This is a genomic window from Croceitalea sp. MTPC5, from assembly GCF_036985505.1.
Classification (GTDB): domain Bacteria; phylum Bacteroidota; class Bacteroidia; order Flavobacteriales; family Flavobacteriaceae; genus Croceitalea.
Map to the genome: position 1 here is coordinate 86,025 of NZ_BTGQ01000005.1, position 17,029 is coordinate 103,053.

17 protein-coding genes are annotated in these 17,029 nt (G+C 41.1%); 9 read left to right on the forward strand and 8 right to left on the reverse strand.

Features of this window, described 5'->3' with window-relative positions:
• Positions 1 to 31: 31 nt before the first annotated feature.
• Complete coding sequence (locus AACM45_RS15640; RefSeq protein ID WP_339143898.1) at positions 32 to 973, reverse strand: hypothetical protein; 942 nt, start codon at positions 971 to 973, stop codon at positions 32 to 34.
• Positions 974 to 1,046: 73 nt separating this feature from the next.
• Here AACM45_RS15640 and AACM45_RS15645 point away from each other — a divergent pair, with 73 nt between their 5' ends.
• Complete coding sequence (locus AACM45_RS15645; protein WP_339143899.1) at positions 1,047 to 4,199, forward strand: VPS10 domain-containing protein; 3,153 nt, start codon at positions 1,047 to 1,049, stop codon at positions 4,197 to 4,199.
• Positions 4,200 to 4,286: 87 nt separating this feature from the next.
• On the opposite strand, the gene AACM45_RS15650 is transcribed toward AACM45_RS15645, so the two are convergent.
• Both AACM45_RS15650 and AACM45_RS15655 read right to left on the reverse strand, forming a co-directional pair.
• Positions 4,287 to 5,324: a DUF547 domain-containing protein gene (locus tag AACM45_RS15650; protein ID WP_339143900.1), complete on the reverse strand. Its 1,038-nt coding sequence runs from the start codon at positions 5,322 to 5,324 to the stop codon at positions 4,287 to 4,289.
• 174 nt (positions 5,325 to 5,498) lie between these two features.
• Positions 5,499 to 5,780 (reverse strand): hypothetical protein, encoded by a 282-nt coding sequence (locus AACM45_RS15655; RefSeq protein ID WP_339143901.1) that lies wholly within the window; start codon positions 5,778 to 5,780, stop codon positions 5,499 to 5,501.
• A 143-nt stretch (positions 5,781 to 5,923) separates the two neighbouring features.
• Between AACM45_RS15655 and AACM45_RS15660 the strand changes: the two genes are divergently transcribed.
• Entirely contained in the window at positions 5,924 to 6,313 is a 390-nt protein-coding gene (locus tag AACM45_RS15660) for a DUF2721 domain-containing protein (protein WP_339143903.1), read from the forward strand.
• Positions 6,314 to 6,447: 134 nt separating this feature from the next.
• Positions 6,448 to 6,891: a hypothetical protein gene (locus tag AACM45_RS15665; RefSeq protein ID WP_339143904.1), complete on the forward strand. Its 444-nt coding sequence runs from the start codon at positions 6,448 to 6,450 to the stop codon at positions 6,889 to 6,891.
• 327 nt (positions 6,892 to 7,218) lie between these two features.
• Here AACM45_RS15665 and AACM45_RS15670 read toward each other — a convergent pair whose 3' ends face one another.
• The 3 genes from AACM45_RS15670 to AACM45_RS15680 all read right to left on the reverse strand — a co-directional run bounded on the left by AACM45_RS15670 (position 7,219) and on the right by AACM45_RS15680 (position 9,315).
• On the reverse strand, positions 7,219 to 8,181 hold the full coding sequence (locus tag AACM45_RS15670; protein ID WP_339143906.1) for a succinylglutamate desuccinylase/aspartoacylase family protein: 963 nt from the start codon (positions 8,179 to 8,181) through the stop codon (positions 7,219 to 7,221).
• The gene (locus tag AACM45_RS15675; protein ID WP_339143907.1) at positions 8,156 to 9,049 is read right to left on the reverse strand and encodes a RimK family alpha-L-glutamate ligase; all 894 of its coding nucleotides are present in this window, start codon (positions 9,047 to 9,049) and stop codon (positions 8,156 to 8,158) included. The genes AACM45_RS15670 and AACM45_RS15675 overlap by 26 nt, the downstream gene beginning before the upstream one ends.
• A gap of 122 nt (positions 9,050 to 9,171) precedes the next feature.
• A complete protein-coding gene (locus tag AACM45_RS15680) occupies positions 9,172 to 9,315 on the reverse strand; it encodes a hypothetical protein (RefSeq protein WP_339143908.1) in 144 nt (47 codons plus the stop codon).
• A 221-nt stretch (positions 9,316 to 9,536) separates the two neighbouring features.
• On the opposite strand from AACM45_RS15680, the gene AACM45_RS15685 reads away from it, so the two are divergent.
• From AACM45_RS15685 to AACM45_RS15705, 5 genes are all read left to right on the forward strand, one after another.
• On the forward strand, positions 9,537 to 10,205 hold the full coding sequence (locus tag AACM45_RS15685) for a succinate dehydrogenase cytochrome b subunit (protein ID WP_339143909.1): 669 nt from the start codon (positions 9,537 to 9,539) through the stop codon (positions 10,203 to 10,205).
• 3 nt (positions 10,206 to 10,208) lie between these two features.
• Positions 10,209 to 12,212 (forward strand): fumarate reductase/succinate dehydrogenase flavoprotein subunit, encoded by a 2,004-nt coding sequence (locus AACM45_RS15690; protein WP_339143911.1) that lies wholly within the window; start codon positions 10,209 to 10,211, stop codon positions 12,210 to 12,212.
• A 9-nt stretch (positions 12,213 to 12,221) separates the two neighbouring features.
• The gene (locus tag AACM45_RS15695; RefSeq protein WP_339143912.1) at positions 12,222 to 12,968 is read left to right on the forward strand and encodes a succinate dehydrogenase/fumarate reductase iron-sulfur subunit; all 747 of its coding nucleotides are present in this window, start codon (positions 12,222 to 12,224) and stop codon (positions 12,966 to 12,968) included.
• Between the two features lie 86 nt (positions 12,969 to 13,054).
• Complete coding sequence (locus AACM45_RS15700) at positions 13,055 to 13,531, forward strand: very short patch repair endonuclease (RefSeq protein ID WP_339143913.1); 477 nt, start codon at positions 13,055 to 13,057, stop codon at positions 13,529 to 13,531.
• Positions 13,524 to 14,666, forward strand: coding sequence for a methionine aminotransferase (locus AACM45_RS15705; protein ID WP_339143914.1), 1,143 nt, complete (start codon positions 13,524 to 13,526; stop codon positions 14,664 to 14,666). Before AACM45_RS15700 ends, AACM45_RS15705 begins: the two co-directional genes overlap by 8 nt.
• An 11-nt stretch (positions 14,667 to 14,677) precedes the next feature.
• Here AACM45_RS15705 and AACM45_RS15710 read toward each other — a convergent pair whose 3' ends face one another.
• On the reverse strand, positions 14,678 to 15,391 hold the full coding sequence (locus AACM45_RS15710) for a helix-turn-helix transcriptional regulator (RefSeq protein ID WP_339143915.1): 714 nt from the start codon (positions 15,389 to 15,391) through the stop codon (positions 14,678 to 14,680).
• Positions 15,392 to 15,531: 140 nt separating this feature from the next.
• On the opposite strand from AACM45_RS15710, the gene AACM45_RS15715 reads away from it, so the two are divergent.
• Complete coding sequence (locus AACM45_RS15715; protein WP_339143916.1) at positions 15,532 to 15,852, forward strand: hypothetical protein; 321 nt, start codon at positions 15,532 to 15,534, stop codon at positions 15,850 to 15,852.
• Positions 15,853 to 15,870: 18 nt separating this feature from the next.
• On the opposite strand, the gene AACM45_RS15720 is transcribed toward AACM45_RS15715, so the two are convergent.
• Positions 15,871 to 17,028, reverse strand: coding sequence for a serine hydrolase domain-containing protein (locus AACM45_RS15720; RefSeq protein ID WP_339143917.1), 1,158 nt, complete (start codon positions 17,026 to 17,028; stop codon positions 15,871 to 15,873).
• Position 17,029 lies beyond the last annotated feature (1 nt).

Here is a 17,029-nt window from a genome sequence, read left to right on the forward strand (position 1 = left end):
TTCTTTAGTTTCAATACTAAGCAAGACCCATTTATTTTCGCTTGAAGGTTCTCGCCATTTTTTTAAAAAGGTCAATATTTTCATCAAAATCAGCTGTTGAGGAAGCCAACAAAATGTAGTATAGATTGTCGGTAAAAAGCATCACCTGATACACTTTTTCAAGGCTGCCCGTTTTTCTATCTTTTCCGTCAGCAACAATTTCAAATCCGTTCATACCATCAATCTCAATTGGTTCTATGGAAACGATTTCTTCAATCGCTATAGGTAGTTGTTTTATGCGGTTCAGGGCAAATTGTTCTTTGTCACCTGTAAGTATTTCAGAAAATGCCTTGCCGACAATAAAATTTGCTTGATCATCAGACTGTGACGGTATTTTACCATCACGGTTGAATATTAAAGCGTTCATCATTCCCTTTGCAAATAAAAATCCCGTACCGTTTGTATTGATTTCAAAATCTACCGTGTCGAAAGGGTCAATTTCTTTTTCTGAGTGATAAACCACACTTAACAAAGCAGTTTTTATTGGCTCGTCCAATTCAGGGCCATCTTTGATAAATGTTCCATTGACCAATATCGATTCCTTCTCAGTACCAAAGGCCAGTATGTATTTTTTATAGGTATTGCCATAGGCATCTTGTTCCGCAGTTAGAAGCACGGCAGGTGAATCATTAAGGGTCATTTCTTCAAGTTGGATCAATGTCATACCTTGGGTAAGCAAACCTTCTTTGGTGAATCCTTTTGAAACCTCTGAAAAAGGTCCTGGCAAATCCAACACCATGATGCTTGATCCACTTTCATCTTGCTGAAATCCTGCAAAATTCGCAGCTTTTGTAAATCCTTTTGGGGGAACCATACTGATTTTGGTTCCTTCAACATCAACGTGTGCATCAGTTAGCCGTGAACCCACAACTTCTTGGGCAAAAGCCGATAGCATTGGCAAACTAATGCACAAAACAACTAGTACTTTCTTCATTGATTAAGTTAAAAAGGAAATAACGTGATATTCCGTAAATTTAAGAACTGTTTTCCAACCAACGAACATCCTTATGAAATTCAAGCTACTCTTATTCTTTGCGCTAATTTCTTTGATAACATTTGCGCAAAACGACTTATCAGCCTTTAAAGAATTTGATTTCCGTTTTATTGGTCCTGAAGGTAATCGAACGATTGCCATTGCAGGTGTTCAAAACGACCCCATGATTACCTATATCGGTGCTGCCTCTGGCGGATTATGGAAAACAACCGATGGTGGAATTAATTGGAAACCCATTTTTGATGACCAAGAGGCTTCTTCCATTGGGGCATTGGCGATTACCCCAACCAATCCTGATATCGTTTGGGCGGGTACGGGAGAAACCTTTGTGATTCGCCCTGCACACGCTATGGGTGATGGCATCTATAAATCTGAAGATGCTGGAAAGACATGGAAAAATATGGGGTTAAAAAAAACAGGGCGTATCGGTCGCATTTTGGTGCATCCCACGAATCCCAATATTGTCTATGCCGCCGCTTTGGGGCATACTTATGGGCCTCAACAAGACCGAGGGGTTTATAAAACCGTAGATGGCGGTAAAACGTGGAAACGTATTTTATTTATTGATGAGAACACCGGTGCAGCAGATATGGCATTAAACCCTAATAATCCAGATCAACTTATGGTCGCCATGTGGTCGATCCATATCAATACCTGGGGATTGCGAAGTGGCGGTGCAGGTGGCGGAATTTATCGCTCTATGGACGGCGGTACGACTTGGAAGCCCCTTTCAGAAAACGGATTACCCGGTGGGGAAAATAATCCGGTAGGAAAAACTGCCGTAGCTATTTCACATTCGCAACCCAATATCGTTTATGCACTTTTTGAGATTGATAGCCCCGCCCTCTACCGTTCTGAAAATTTTGGCGAAAGCTGGACCTTGCAAACCCGAAACCATGATATCAATGAGCGTGCCCCCTATTACACAAGAATGGCAGTTTCTACAGATGATCCCAATGAAGTCTATTTTGCATCGGTAAAATTCAGTGTTTCCAAAGATGGTGGTAAAACGCTAAAATCAGGATATCGTGCTGGTGGTGACAATCATGATATTTGGGTCGATCCGACCAATGCGAATCGTATTATGGTAGCCCACGATGGGGGTGCCAGTATTAGCTCAAATCGAGGAAAGTCATACCAAAGGATTGTATTGCCTATTGCCCAGATGTACCATGTTTCAGTCGATGATCAAATTCCATATAATGTTTATGGAAACCGCCAAGATGGATACTCCTACAAGGGCCCTAGTAACAGCCGACAAGGGTATATTCCCTTAGGATTATGGAAAGGTGTCGGCGGATGTGAGAGTGGATTTGCCCAACCCGACCCATTGGACAATACTATTGTTTGGTCGGGTTGTTATGATGGTGGTCTGCAACGTTACGATGCGAAAACAGGGCATGCCCGCGATGTTCGGGTTTGGCCGGAAGCGGGTTATGGTTGGGAACCGGGAAAACTAAAATACCGCTGGCATTGGAACTTTCCTTTATCGTTTTCACCCCATACCGAACATCGTGTTTATGTAGGCAGTCAATTCGTGCATAAAAGTGATGATGATGGTCAAAGCTGGCAAGTCATTAGTCCTGATTTAACTTTGAACGATAAGACGCACCAACAAAGTTCTGGGGGTATTGCCGTAGATAATTTAATGACTTTTGATGGTGCTACCCTATTTAGTATCGAGGAGTCTGCTTTGGAGCCTGGGGTTATTTGGACAGGTAGTAATGATGGGCAGGTACAACTTACCAAAGATGGTGGGGAAAACTGGACCAATGTCACCAACAATATCACTGATTTACCCAAATGGGGAACCATTGCCAATATTGAACCCTCACGATATAAAAAAGGCACGGTCTATATCACCGTAGATCTGCATCAAATGGGAGATTTTGACCCCTATGCGTATAAAACGGAAGACTATGGCGAAACCTGGAGAAAAATAAGTGAAGGGGTTCCAAAATCGGTTCATAGTTTCGCTCATGTCATCAAAGAAGATCCAAAAAGGGAGGGAATGCTCTATTTAGGCGTTGACAATGGATTGTATCTCAGTTTTGATGACGGGGATAATTGGATGCGATTACGGAATAATCTCCCCCCAGCGCCAATTTACTGGTTAGAAATTCAAGAGCGGTTTGACGATCTTATTATAGGCACTTACGGTCGGGGCTATTATATTTTAGATGATGTTTCGGCACTACGTGAGTTTGATGAAGTAAAAAATACAAAAGCACATCTTTTTAGTCTTCGCCCGGCGTATCGTTTTCAAAATCAACAAGCTATTAAAACGGACGGTCCGAGTTTGAATTCAGGACAAAATCCAAAATATGGGGCCTATATCAATTACTATTTAAAAAATAGTACCAAACAAAAAGTTGAAATTCAAATTCTAACGGACTCCAATGAAATCGTGAGAACACTGAAAGGGGAACAATCCGCCGGGGTGCACCGTGCAGTATGGGATTTACGTTATGAACCCACTTACAAGCCCAGGTTGAAGACCACACCGCCGGGAAGGCCTTGGGTGCAATTGAACGGCGAGGGTTGGCGGCCATTGGTTACATGGGATTTGGATTTATGGCGCGGACAATTCGGCCCACGGGTCGTACCAGATAATTATAAAGTCAAGCTTATCATTGGCAATCAAGAATTTGTTCGAGAGTTGACCGTATTAAAAGACCCGAATACCGTTGGAACCAAAGAGAGTATTCAAGAGCAAGTGACATTTTCATTAGAGCTTCGTGATGCCATGAACCTGGCAGTAACCATGATCAATGATATTGAGGCCATTAAGTCTGAATTGGAAACCTTGATTCCACAATTACAAAAAACCCAAGACAAGGTTACGGCAAAACAGTTGTTCTCGAATGCCCAAAATATAGCTGGCGCCTTATACGATATCCATTTGACCGGAGCACGTGAAGATGCTTTTCGATCACCTATGAAGTTATATGGTCGTATAAGTGCATTAGCAAGTGATATTGGTGGATTTGGTGTGGATTTTAAACCTACCGACCAGCAACGTGAAGTATATCAGGTACTGAATAAACGCCTTCGTAGGGCCCAAGAAAAATTCGACAGCTTTTTAAAAGTAGAGGTAAATGCACTCAACGAACAGTTGAAGAAGACAGAGTTGCAATTGGAATTTGGAAAGAAAATAAAATCATAAAACCAACCTCACGGTCATATTTAGAAGGGAGTAATGGTTTCAGCCATCGTATCACTGGCTGTCCAACATAACTTTGATGATGACAACTTATTTCCTCTCATTTAGATTCCAATTGTACTTCAAATATTTGATTTTGGTTTCAGAAGTCATGGGTTCATCCAAATACCGATTGATATAGTCTTTTAAAGACCCATTTGTTGTAAAATCACCCTTATACCATTTAAAGATTTCAGAAAGTTTCGCTTCGTTAGCGCTAAATTGATTTCGAGTAGTATCGTTTATGAAATCTTTGGTAGCTGTCTTCAGTTGACCTTCCATTTCGGTTGCTGTAAAAGCCCTGTTGACCAACTTTGGGCAGGAATACGAAGCGCAGTTAATCGCAAAATGGATTCTGGGTTCGTTCATTTTGCGTAGCACCTTATGCTCGATATGCCCCAAAGACACTAAATCATCACCAATCTTCACAATATCCCTTCCCCAGGGTCTCTTAATATCCTTAATGCTTTTGGTGGGATAATTATCCAAAATCAGTTTAACCGTTGCTGCGTTGTATAAATTGATATAATAGGCCAGCTTTTCATTTTTAGACCAGTTCGAGGTGGGCGCATTGTTGGCAAGAAGGTCTAAATAGGCACTAAGTTCAAGGATGTCTTTTTTAAAACTACCATAAGCTACATTTCCGTCATTATCTACATATTTTTGAAGCAATTGATCCCAAGTTTTGTGGGAAGGGGTACTTGCCACTTCTATTTCTACTTTCGGGGTTTGTGAAGCAGTTTTCTCAACCTCATCTGCCGTCTCTTCATTCTGATTGGCTTCCATTTTAGTAGTTCCAGAGGAAACATCGGAAGTGGCTGCATCAGCAAATTTATGCCTGGCCTCTACCATTCCATCCCCACTATCGGTTTTCACACCTTTTCCCCTTTCTATCGTGCTGGGTTCTTGAACGGTCACTTCTTCAATTGGCCTTTCAATACCGTCTTGTCGGGCTTCATCATATTCAGCGACTTCATTGTTATGTTGTGTCGGACTCTCCTCAACGGCTTGTGCTTGCCTCTCTTTGACCGTATTGTTTGCACAAGAAATAATTATCAAAAAGCTATATGCCAGGGTGGCCAGTTTCATAGTTCAATGGATTTGATGGTGTTATGTGCTTTGACGTAAAAAACGGTTATGAATTACAGGTTTACGTAAACTTAGACGGTAATCGTGAAAGAAAATAGCTAAGATGGAGCGTTATGAAGTAGAAAAATTGGGTTTAGAAGCCTTTTCACTTGAACGGTTTTGGACTGAGGACACTTATTTGGATATCGCAGATTTCAGTGCTCCAGTAATGGTCATGAGAATGCCGCCACCAACACCACCACTCGCAATGCTTCCCACAATATTGGGCATATCAATTCCGTTGTTGACCACCAAATCAAACACTACCAATAGGGTTCCGCCAAGTCCGCCCCCAACAATTCCAGATAGGGAATTCCCTAAAGTTCCCAAGTCTAATTTTGGTAAAAGCCTGCCTGCCAAATTTCCACCAATAGCACCAGCAAGCAACTGAATGATCAAGGGTAAATATTCGTTCATACTTCGATAAAAATACGTAATACTCAATAAAATAAAACGATTTTTAGGTATATGTCAATAATTTGATTTTAAAATTGTGATTTATGCAATAATGGCTTTTGCGATTTTTAGTAGTTTCGTCAAAATCCTTAATGCCAAATAGCATGCTCCTGAACCTAACGATTCCTGCACTTTTATTTCCGGCCATTTCATTGACCATGTTGGCCTACAACGCCCGTTATTTGGCTATTGCTGGACTGATCAGACAACTACACAAGCAATTTCAAGAAACCGAGGCGTCACCTTTAAAAAAGCAAATAGCTTCTTTACGCAAACGATTGGAGATCATCAAAAACATGCAGGCCACTGCAATCATCAGTTTTCTGTTGGCGGCTGTAACCATGTTCTTGGTGTATGTAGAATTTCAAATTCTAGCGAAGATATTATTTGGCATAAGTTTGGTTTTTTTAATGATATCATTGATACTTTCGCTTATAGAGGTACAGCTTTCGACCAAAGCGCTCGGCATACAATTAAAGAACATGGAGAAATAGGTCGTAAAGCACCTAAACTCCTAATTCTCTGGTGTTTGTAAGAATAATCGCTAATCAATATTCTATTTATCCTGCTTAGAAAAACCAAGATTATTAGTATCTTTAGCATCCAACTTAATTAAAAACTTCAAGCAATGAAAAGGGTAAGGGATATCCCTTTTTTTAAGAACATTCGAGAAATAAGGGAGTACCAATTCGGGACTTTCTATTTTTTCAATGGTTTGGTCATTTCTGAAATAAATGAGGGAGTAACCCTTGGTTGGGAAATGGGGAAAAAAGTTATTGCCGCGGCAAAGGAAGTTTTTGGCGAAGAAATGCCCATTACCTATATTTCCAATCGAGTGAATAGTTATTATGTAGTTCCTGCTGATTGGGTAAAATTTTATACCAACAGAAACAAGTTGAGCTTCTATTCGGTGGTAGGCAGTACCAAAGGTAGTTTTGCAAGTCTGGTCATGGAGCGAATGTTTTTCAAAAATTCCATCAAACAATTTATGGATTTGGAAGAGGCCATTGCATGGAGCTTATCTAAAATTGAAAAGAAAAAGGAACTGGCCAACCAAGCAACCCTCGGCTAAAGACCTGTGCGTTGTCGCCTCTACTTCAGTCTGCAAAAGCACATCAGTCAAACATAGCACTATAAAATCATTGCTTTGCGTATTTTGACTTAGGTACTTGAATGATTCCTTTTCATACCAACAACTATCATCCCCTCTCCGAAAAAAAAGGAGGTAACTTCAATTAGTGCCATTTTAAAGCCCAAATGTCAATTATTGTTGCGATTGAGGTCATTATTTAATTACCTAAATCAATACCTCCTTTTAAGCTGCGAAGTGCGTATAACGCAAAATGCGATAAAAATAAAGTCTTCGCTTAACGATAAGGACTTTTCCCCAGATGATGTATCAAATCCCAATATGAAATAGAGCATCACCCTGATTTACCACGGCCTGATGATTGACACAAAACACATGACCATCAATAGGTGAATTGATTTTCTTGCTTTTTTTGGCATAAGTATCTGTGACACAACCCAATTTTTGACCTTTTTTTATAAACATCCCATTTTTGACCTCAGGAATGAACATGCCTGCCCTTGGGGCCCTTATCCATTTTGTCTTTTGTAGATGTACGGAAGCTATTTGTAGGGGTCTTTCGGTACTTGAGACCATATCATAATGGCTTAAGATATTTTTGATTCCCAAAATTGCAGTTTCTATCGAAAATTCATCAAAACGCATACTCTCCCCGGCTTCATAGACTACAATAGGTTTCCCCATTTTAAAAGCTGCCTTTCTAAAAGATCCATTGATAAGGCGTGAAGAAAAGTACAAAGGAGCATTAAATAATTTCGCCATTTCTTCACTCATTTTATCACCATCAGTGTACCGAACCTGTGGGTAATTATGTCGCTGACCTCCCCCGGTATGTAGATCTATACCAAAATCAATTTGGGGAAGTATCTCCTTCGTGTAGTGATAGGCTATTCGACTGGCCAATGAACCGTTTTTACTTCCTGGAAAACTTCTATTGACATCTTTGCCATCAGGCACATCCCTTGAAAAATGGATAAATCCAAAAATATTCAGAATCGGCACGACTATCACCGTACCCTTTTGAACGTCAAAATCTTTTTGCTCTAGCATTCTTCGCAGCGTCTCGACACCATTTATTTCATCACCATGCAATCCTGCCTGCAATAAAATTGTCGGGCCAGGTTTTTTGGCATTGAATACATGTACCGGTATGTCTATAATGGTACCCGTGGGCAAACTCGCTATTTCGATTCTTAACTGTTTGTTTTGCCCTGGTGCAACTATGGCCCCATTGATGGTAATCTGCCTATTTACTTCCTGATTTGAGTGCATTTCGTTCTACGAATTGTATGATGTGTTTGGCAACATTGACCTCAGTGGCCGCTTCAATACCCTTTAAGCCTGGAGAGGCGTTTACTTCTAACAAGAGTGGCCCGTCTTTCGAACGCATTAGATCGACTCCGGCAACGCCCAAGCCCAAATGCCTGGTCGCATTTAGAGCAATGTACTTCTCTCTTTGCGTAAGTTCCACTGCTTCGGTCTGACCCCCACGATGGACGTTAGATCGAAACTCATCGATTTCACTGGTTCGCCTCATACTGGCCACCACTTTATTGCCCACTACGATAATACGAATGTCTTCGCCTTTGGCTTCTTCGATGTAACGTTGCAGCAAAATACTGGTATCCATTTTATAAAAGGTGTCTATTATTGATTTTGCTGATTTTTTACTTTCTGCCAGAATAACACCGATACCCTGTGTACCTTCTTGAATTTTTATGATTACGGGTGGGCCACCAAGTAAGCGTATCTGATCTTCAATATTATCCGGATTGATTGAAAACAATGTTTCGGGTACCGGAATACCTTTTCGGGCCATTATTTGAAGGGTACGCACCTTATTTCTTGCCCTGGTGATAGCCAAAGAACGTGCTGTACTGAATACCCCATTCATTTCAAACTGTTTCACTATCGCAGCCCCATGTCGGGTGACCTTAGTCCCTATTCTTGGAATGATGGCGTCGAACTCATTGGTGACATCCTCTTCCCCAAAAAAAATCTTAGGCGTACCATCACCTAATTTGACCGAGCATCTGGTATGGTCTATCAACTCAACATAATGCCCCCTATTTTTGGCTTCTTCGGCAATTCTTTTGGTGGAATGTACATTCAAACTCACAGAAAGCAAGGCAATATCCATTAGACTATCATATTAATGTAAGTTCGACATAAGAAATTTGTCAATTATCCCGCTTCCAGTGATTTAAAACCTAATATCAGGTCAGCCTGCCTTATTGCAAGACAAGTGAAGTCGAAACCTTTTTAAACATTCAATTTTTCAAGGCCTCGACTGCCTGTTCGTTCGGCAGACACCCATGTGACAACTATCTGTTTTTGTTGGTATTTGCTCCATTTTAAATCGACTGGCACGTCCAATTCCAGTTGCATTCCTAAAAATTCAACCATCAATATCGGTCAAAAAACACCATTGTACCAAATGCAAAATGTTTTTTACCAAAATCCGACAAGTTTGTTCAAGGTTCACGACGAAAACCAAGGGTTTTGAATACTTTCATCAAACGTTTTCGTACGCTGCTTATAATGTTTCTAAATAAGAAGGATTGCATTGTTGAAAGCTTGTTAAAAACTAGCTTGTAACTTAAATTTGTAACTAAAACCAACTACTAATGAGTGGATTGATTACATCTTCACTAGCCAGAAAAGTAGTGATGGCACTTTCAGGTCTTTTTTTAGTGATTTTTCTAGTATTACATGTCTCCATCAATTTAGCATCGGTAATTTCACCGGACTTTTTCAATGAAGCATCGCATTTTATGGGTTACAACCCCATAGTACAGTATGCCATGCAACCTATTTTGATTATCGGTGTTATTGTCCATTTTGTCATGGGTTTTGTACTGGAGGCCAAAAATCGATCAGCAAGGGGAATCAGCTATGCAAAATATCAAGGTAGTGCAAATGCCTCTTGGGTGTCACGAAATATGATCTATTCTGGTTTGGTGATCTTGGCCTTTCTAGGGCTACATTTCTATGATTTTTGGGTACATGAGATGACCTACAAGTATATTGAGGCAAATCCAGAAGACCCGACAAGGTATTATGCCGAGACCGTTGAGAAATTTGCCCCGTTTTGGAGAACGATTATCTATGTGGTCTCTTTTGGCCTATTAGGTTTACATTTATGGCACGGATTCCAATCCTCGTTTCAAAGCATGGGGGTTAACAACAAATACACCCCGGCCATTAAAAAATTTACTAAATTATTTGCGGTGGTTGTTCCATTGATATTCGCGTTCATTGCTTTATACCACCATCTTAACCCAATAACACACTAATTTATGGGAGTATTGGATTCTAAAGTTCCATCAGGGCCATTGGCCGATAAATGGACAAAGCATAAAAACGAAATCAACCTTGTCAATCCTGCCAATAAGCGCAACATCGATATCATCGTAGTGGGTACAGGGCTTGCGGGTGGTTCTGCGGCTGCAACCTTGGCAGAATTGGGTTATAATGTAAAAACATTTTGTTACCAAGATTCCCCAAGACGTGCGCACTCCATTGCGGCACAAGGCGGTGTAAACGCAGCTAAGAATTATCAAGGTGACGGTGATAGTGTCTACCGACTTTTCTATGATACGGTAAAGGGCGGCGATTACCGCTCCCGTGAGGCAAATGTGCACCGTCTCGCAGAAGTATCGACCAGTATTATCGACCAGTGTGTGGCCCAAGGGGTTCCTTTTGCAAGGGAATATGGCGGCCTTTTGGATAACCGTTCTTTCGGTGGGGTTCTGGTCTCCCGAACTTTTTATGCCAAAGGTCAAACAGGGCAACAATTACTTTTAGGTGCTTATGCCGCTATGAACCGTCAGATACAACGCGGTAAAATCAAATCACATACGCGACATGAGATGTTGGATTTGGTATTGGTTGATGGAAAAGCAAGGGGTATTATAGCACGGAACCTCGTAACCGGCGAGATTGAGAGACATTCGGCACATGCCGTTGTTTTGGCAACAGGTGGTTATGGTAACTTGTTCTTTCTTTCTACCTATTGTATGGGGGCAAATGTTATGGCAGCTTGGAAAGCACATAAAAGGGGAGCCCATTTTGCGAACCCGTGCTTCACACAAATCCACCCCACGTGCATACCCGTTTCAGGTGACCATCAATCAAAATTGACCTTGATGTCAGAATCATTACGAAACGATGGCCGTATTTGGGTTCCTAAAAAACTAGAGGACGCTCAGGCCATTCGTGAAGGTAAATTGAAACCAACTGAATTGGCAGAAGAAGATAGGGATTACTATCTAGAACGAAGATACCCTGCATTCGGTAACCTCGTGCCTCGCGATGTTGCATCTCGAGCCGCTAAAGAGCGTTGTGATGCAGGTTATGGTGTGAATAAGACCGGTGAAGCGGTTTATCTGGATTTTGATGCCGCCATTATGCGCTATGGTCGTGAAAAAGCATTGACCTCAGGAATGAAAAACCCCGATGACACCACCGTAAGGAAGTTAGGGGAAGAAGTAGTAGAGGCTAAATACGGGAACCTTTTTCAGATGTACGAAAAAATCGTAGATCAAAATCCCTATAAGACACCTATGATGATTTATCCGGCGGTCCACTATACCATGGGCGGCCTTTGGGTAGATTATAATCTAATGACGAGTATACCGGGTTGCTATGCCGCGGGAGAAGCTAACTTTAGTGACCATGGCGCAAACCGCCTGGGTGCTTCTGCCCTTATGCAAGGCCTGGCCGACGGTTATTTTGTATTGCCCTATACTATTGGTGACTATCTATCGGATGACATCCGTACCGGACCTATTTCTACGGAGACACAGGAATTTGAAGAAGCAGAAAAAAACGTAAGGGAGAGAATCGAAAAATTGCTATCGGCCAAAGGCCAACATTCCGTTGATTACTACCATAAAAAATTAGGTAAAATCATGTGGAATAAATGTGGTATGGCCCGTAATGCAAAAGAATTGCAAGAAGCTATGGATGAAATAGCGGAACTACGCCAAGATTTTTGGGAAAATGTAAAGGTCACCGGTAGTGCAGATGCCAAAAACCAAGAATTGGAAAAAGCGGGCCGTGTAGCCGACTTTCTAGAATTGGGTGAACTTTTTGCCAAGGATGCCTTCGAAAGAAACGAATCATGTGGGGGGCATTTTAGGGAAGAATACCAAACACCTGAGGGTGAAGCCCTACGCGATGATAAAAATTACACCTTCGTATCTGCTTGGGAGTATATGGGTGACCCTAGAAAAGCCAAACTCCACAAAGAGAAATTGAATTATGAAAATATCGAAGTAAAGACACGTTCTTATAAATAACATATTGCTATGAAAATTTATTTAAAGATTTGGAGACAAAAGAGCGCAGCTACGAAAGGAAGCATGGTCCAATACACCCTTGATGGTGTTGAAAGCGACATGTCTTTTTTAGAGATGCTCGATGTATTGAACGAAGATTTAATCAACAAAGGCGAAGAACCTGTAGAATTTGACCACGATTGTAGGGAAGGTATTTGCGGTACCTGTTCTTTAATGATTAATGGTCGCCCACACGGTCCCGACTCTCGAATCACTGTCTGTCAATTGCATATGCGCAGTTTTAATGATGGTGATACCATTGTCATAGAGCCATGGAGGGCAAAAGCGTTTCCTGTTATCAAAGATCTCATTGTTGACAGAACCGCATTCGATCGTATTCAACAGGCTGGTGGATACATTTCTGTGAACACCTCGGGCCGTCCGGTAGATGCAAATGCCATTCCTATCGAGAAAGACGCTGCCGATGCCTCGTTCAATGCAGCGACCTGCATTGGTTGTGGTGCCTGTGTGGCTGCTTGTAAAAATGCCAGCGCCATGTTGTTCACCTCTGCAAAAGTCTCTCAATTTGCCTTGCTACCGCAAGGTCAAGTAGAGGCAGCCGATAGGGTCTTGAACATGGTGCGTCAAATGGATCTCGAAGGTTTTGGAAATTGCACCAATACCGGAGCCTGCGAAGTAGAATGCCCAAAAGGAATTTCTTTAGAGAATATTGCCCGTATGAACCGCGAGTACTTGGCGGCCAGCGTGAAAGGGTAATCATAAATCAAACATGAAGTAGTAGACCTGTTGGATATCGATATCCAACAGGTCTTTTTAATTCACGGTTTTTGTTATCTTGAAGCATGCCCGAAAAATATTCAGAACAACCGATAAAAGTGCCAAGGTTCAACGAAGAATCAGGTTTCTACACTACGCCGGAACGCTCTAAGATCATGGGCAAGATCCGTGGTAAGAATACCAAACCAGAACTAGCCTTTCGAAAAGCCCTATGGGCCGCTGGTTACCGTTATCGCATTGATTACAAAAAATTAATCGGCAGGCCCGACATCCTCTTAAAAAAATACAAGACCGCCATTTTTATTGATGGTGAGTTCTGGCATGGTTATCAATGGAAAGAGCGAAAGGCCAAACTGAAGAGCAACCGAGAATTTTGGATTGCCAAAATCGAACGCAATATGCAGCGAGATCGAGAAGTGAACGCTGCTTTGAAAGAACTGGGCTATACCGTATTTCGGTTTTGGCAAAAAGAAGTGGATAAAAACCTAGAAGAATGCTTACATTCGGTTATCGAGCATCTCAAAAACCACACCCTTGATTGAATCCAAACTCCCCCATGTAGGCACCACCATCTTCACGGCAATCGGTAAACTTGCCAAGGCCCACAATGCCGTAAATCTGTCGCAAGGCTTTCCAAATTTCAATGCAGATCCCAAATTACTTGGGCTAGTTCAAGATGCTATTTCCGAAGGATATAATCAATATGCCCCAATGCAGGGCGTATACGCACTTAGAGAGGTTATCTCCGAAAAGATTGAGAAATTATATGGCCATTACTATCATCCAGAATCTGAAATTACCATAACCGCTAGCGCGACCCAAGGCATTTTTACGGCGATTTCAGCATTCATAACTCCAAATGATGAAGTTATTGTCTTTAAACCTGCCTACGACTGCTACGAACCGGCCATTGAACTTTGTGGCGGTGTTGCCGTTGCCATTCAACTTTTAGGTAAGGATTTTCGAATTGATTGGGAAAGTTTTAAATCTGCCATTAACGAAAAGACCAAAGCGGTCATCATCAATACCCCACATAACCCTACCGGAACCATTCTTTCTAAGCAAGATATGCTACGCCTTCAAGCCATTTTGAAAGATACCGATATCATCTTGATAAGTGATGAAGTCTATGAACATCTGGTTTTCGATGGCAATACCCATGAAAGTGCCGCAAAGTTTAAAGACTTGGCTTCGAGAAGTATTCTTTGTGCATCTTTTGGAAAGACCTTTCATGTCACCGGTTGGAAAATGGGCTATTGTGCGGCCCCCAAAGAGTTAATGGTAGAATTTCGAAAAGTACATCAGTATGTCGTTTTCTGTGCAAACCACCCTATGCAACAGGGTATTGCGCACTATTTGAAAAACCCAGATCACTATTTATCGTTGGGTCGATTTTATCAACAGAAAAGGGATTACTTCTTAAATGCGCTTGAGGGTTCCCGTTTTAAAATAAGTCCTTGCTCAGGCACTTATTTTCAAATTTTAGACTACTCAGCAATCACACATGAAAGTGACCTGTCTTTTGCACAAAGGCTTATAAAAGAGCATAAAATCGCAAGTATACCCATTTCAGTCTTCAACCTCAACAACCAAGACAACAAACAACTGCGGTTTTGCTTTGCCAAAACTGAGGAGACCCTAGATAGGGCAGCAACAATCCTATGTGGAATTCGATAGCTATGGAAAGGTTAAAACTGTCTTTTTACAACGCGAAATATACTTACGACATCGACAAGCGGAATCTCAAAATCACGATATTCGGGTGAATCGTTCAAACTGCTACAGGTCAGGGACTGATTTTTGGCATTAAACCCTGTAATTTGTTTACAAATAATTCTATTTTGACCAACGATCACAAACGCCTTATTCAAAAACCCGCTCATTTCAGCGTCGGAAAAAATATTCCCCTTATCAATTTTGACACCTAAAACCAAAGCATTGTTAGGGATACTATGAACGCTACCATCATTCATGGAATCACCTATTACCTCAAAGGCCATATAGCCCCCATCATCGAAATAGTCAATTAAAAATGTACATTTTACGGGCCTTTCAAGTGCCTTTTCGTTCGTTACGCTTTCTAAAAAAGTGTCATGTGAATCGGCCAAAAGTAAAGGTGCCTCTATCAAGAACTTGCCGTTTTTTAAAACGTGGCAAATATTACCATGGGTACTAAAAACCCTTTTATGTGTATATATTCCATCTTCTTCATTGACCTCTTGTAGGTACAACTCGGCAATGGTACTGTCAAAGAAATCAGCGATTTTAGTCAAATTCTTGATTGGAATATTCGCATCTTTTTTTTCATAAAGTTGAATTGTTCTTAAGCTTACGCCTATTGCCGACGCCAAATCAGATTGATTTATACCGTTTTTACGCCTTAATTCCTTTATGATATGCAAAATTCTATATTATGTGTAATATTTTTGCATATATTTATATATACATGCAAAAATAAATCGTATTTCTGTAATTGGATTACAAACAAATATAGGAATAGAATCGCAATCGATTTAAGTCATTCATTCTTAAAAAAACCGACATGTTATCTAAACCAAAGTATAGCCTAACGATTAGAAATGAAACTATGTTTAGTGAAGAGGATTACGGAAAACCGATTTCTGAAAGACTTTCAACGATTTTGAGAAGAACTACCTCAAAAGACGACTTGGCCAACATTGCCTTGCGCAGTAATGTCAGTTTTTCAACCATCAGGGATGTTGTTTACAGAACGAACAGCTTGACCAAATCAAATGCAAAAGCTATCGCCTTGCTCATTCACGTCGCGTTTGAAAATGCGATCGCACAAAAACTTCAGGCCGAGGGCGATATCATGTTTATGGATAATATGTTGAAATTATAGCATCGCGTAATCCGCATTCTATTTACGCATCGAAGTCGCCAACTTTTCCATGAATTCCCCAATTTTATTAGGTTCTAACCATCTTGTAACGGCCACAACGTCATTTTCTTTATCAATAACGATAAAATTGCCCCCAAAACCGGCAGCGTAGTATATATTTTCTGAAAGGCCCCGCCAATGGCGCTTACCTTTTCTATTCAACCACCACATATAACCGTAATTCGCATTTGGTAAAGAAGGTCGTATCGCTTTTGCAATCCAATTTTCACTGATCAGTCTTTGTCCTCTCCATTTACCGTTATTCAAGAACAACACTCCAAATCGTGCCATGTCCTCAGCCGAAATAAACATTCCGGCGCCGGAATGCCCACCACCCGTAACAGACTTCATTTTAATGCCATCTATTTCTGTCCATGCATGGTCATAACCGTGCCAACGCCAAGTAGTAGAGGCACCTATTTTATCCATAAGGTTTTCTTTCAACACCATTGGAAGTGGTTTTCGCCACACATGAGTCAATGCATAAGCCAATACATTCACCCGAACATCATTATATTCCATGACCGTGCCGGGCTCTTTGGGCTTTTCAAACTTCCAATCGTCAATACCTCCCTCTTTAGGTGGTCTATCGGCCCAGTCTTTCCCTCCCCATAGTTCACCAGACCAAGCTGAATTTTGTTGTAAAAGATGCTCCCAGGTAATTTTTGAGTTATGCTGCCCATCAAAGGTTCCATCCCAAATATATCCGCCTACCTTGTCATTGGTATTGGCAATCAACTTTTGATCGAATGCCATGCCTGCAACGGTCGAAAGAAAGCTCTTCGTGACACTAAACGTCATATCTACCCTTTTGATATCGCCCCAAGAAGCGACCAAATACCCGTTTTTTAAAATCATTCCAGCGGGGCCTCCCCTCTTTTTAGTGGGGCCTAATATTTCGTGGAACGGTTCGCGTTCAAAACCCTTTAAAATTGCAATTCGCAAGTCTCGAGAACCAGAATATTCGTTTGCCTCAGCAAACTTGACAACTTCCTCTAATTTTTCACTATTGAAATACGTTTCTACTTCGCCCAACTGTTTCCATGTTTCGTTTTGTTCAGGAAAGTAATATTCTTGGGCTACCGTTAGTCGTATGGTAAAACATCCTATTAAAAAAAATACACTCAAATTTTTCATA

Bases quoted from the DNA above. Each gene is read 5' to 3' on its own strand.
- AACM45_RS15640 (WP_339143898.1), bottom strand. From the start codon at position 973: ATGAAGAAAGTACTAGTTGTTTTGTGCATTAGTTTGCCAATGCTATCG.
- AACM45_RS15645 (WP_339143899.1), top strand. From the start codon at position 1,047: ATGAAATTCAAGCTACTCTTATTCTTTGCGCTAATTTCTTTGATAACA.
- AACM45_RS15650 (WP_339143900.1), bottom strand. From the start codon at position 5,324: ATGAAACTGGCCACCCTGGCATATAGCTTTTTGATAATTATTTCTTGT.
- AACM45_RS15655 (WP_339143901.1), bottom strand. From the start codon at position 5,780: ATGAACGAATATTTACCCTTGATCATTCAGTTGCTTGCTGGTGCTATT.
- AACM45_RS15660 (WP_339143903.1), top strand. From the start codon at position 5,924: ATGCTCCTGAACCTAACGATTCCTGCACTTTTATTTCCGGCCATTTCA.
- AACM45_RS15665 (WP_339143904.1), top strand. From the start codon at position 6,448: ATGAAAAGGGTAAGGGATATCCCTTTTTTTAAGAACATTCGAGAAATA.
- AACM45_RS15670 (WP_339143906.1), bottom strand. From the start codon at position 8,181: ATGCACTCAAATCAGGAAGTAAATAGGCAGATTACCATCAATGGGGCC.
- AACM45_RS15675 (WP_339143907.1), bottom strand. From the start codon at position 9,049: ATGGATATTGCCTTGCTTTCTGTGAGTTTGAATGTACATTCCACCAAA.
- AACM45_RS15680 (WP_339143908.1), bottom strand. From the start codon at position 9,315: ATGGTTGAATTTTTAGGAATGCAACTGGAATTGGACGTGCCAGTCGAT.
- AACM45_RS15685 (WP_339143909.1), top strand. From the start codon at position 9,537: ATGAGTGGATTGATTACATCTTCACTAGCCAGAAAAGTAGTGATGGCA.
- AACM45_RS15690 (WP_339143911.1), top strand. From the start codon at position 10,209: ATGGGAGTATTGGATTCTAAAGTTCCATCAGGGCCATTGGCCGATAAA.
- AACM45_RS15695 (WP_339143912.1), top strand. From the start codon at position 12,222: ATGAAAATTTATTTAAAGATTTGGAGACAAAAGAGCGCAGCTACGAAA.
- AACM45_RS15700 (WP_339143913.1), top strand. From the start codon at position 13,055: ATGCCCGAAAAATATTCAGAACAACCGATAAAAGTGCCAAGGTTCAAC.
- AACM45_RS15715 (WP_339143916.1), top strand. From the start codon at position 15,532: ATGTTATCTAAACCAAAGTATAGCCTAACGATTAGAAATGAAACTATG.
- AACM45_RS15720 (WP_339143917.1), bottom strand. From the start codon at position 17,028: ATGAAAAATTTGAGTGTATTTTTTTTAATAGGATGTTTTACCATACGA.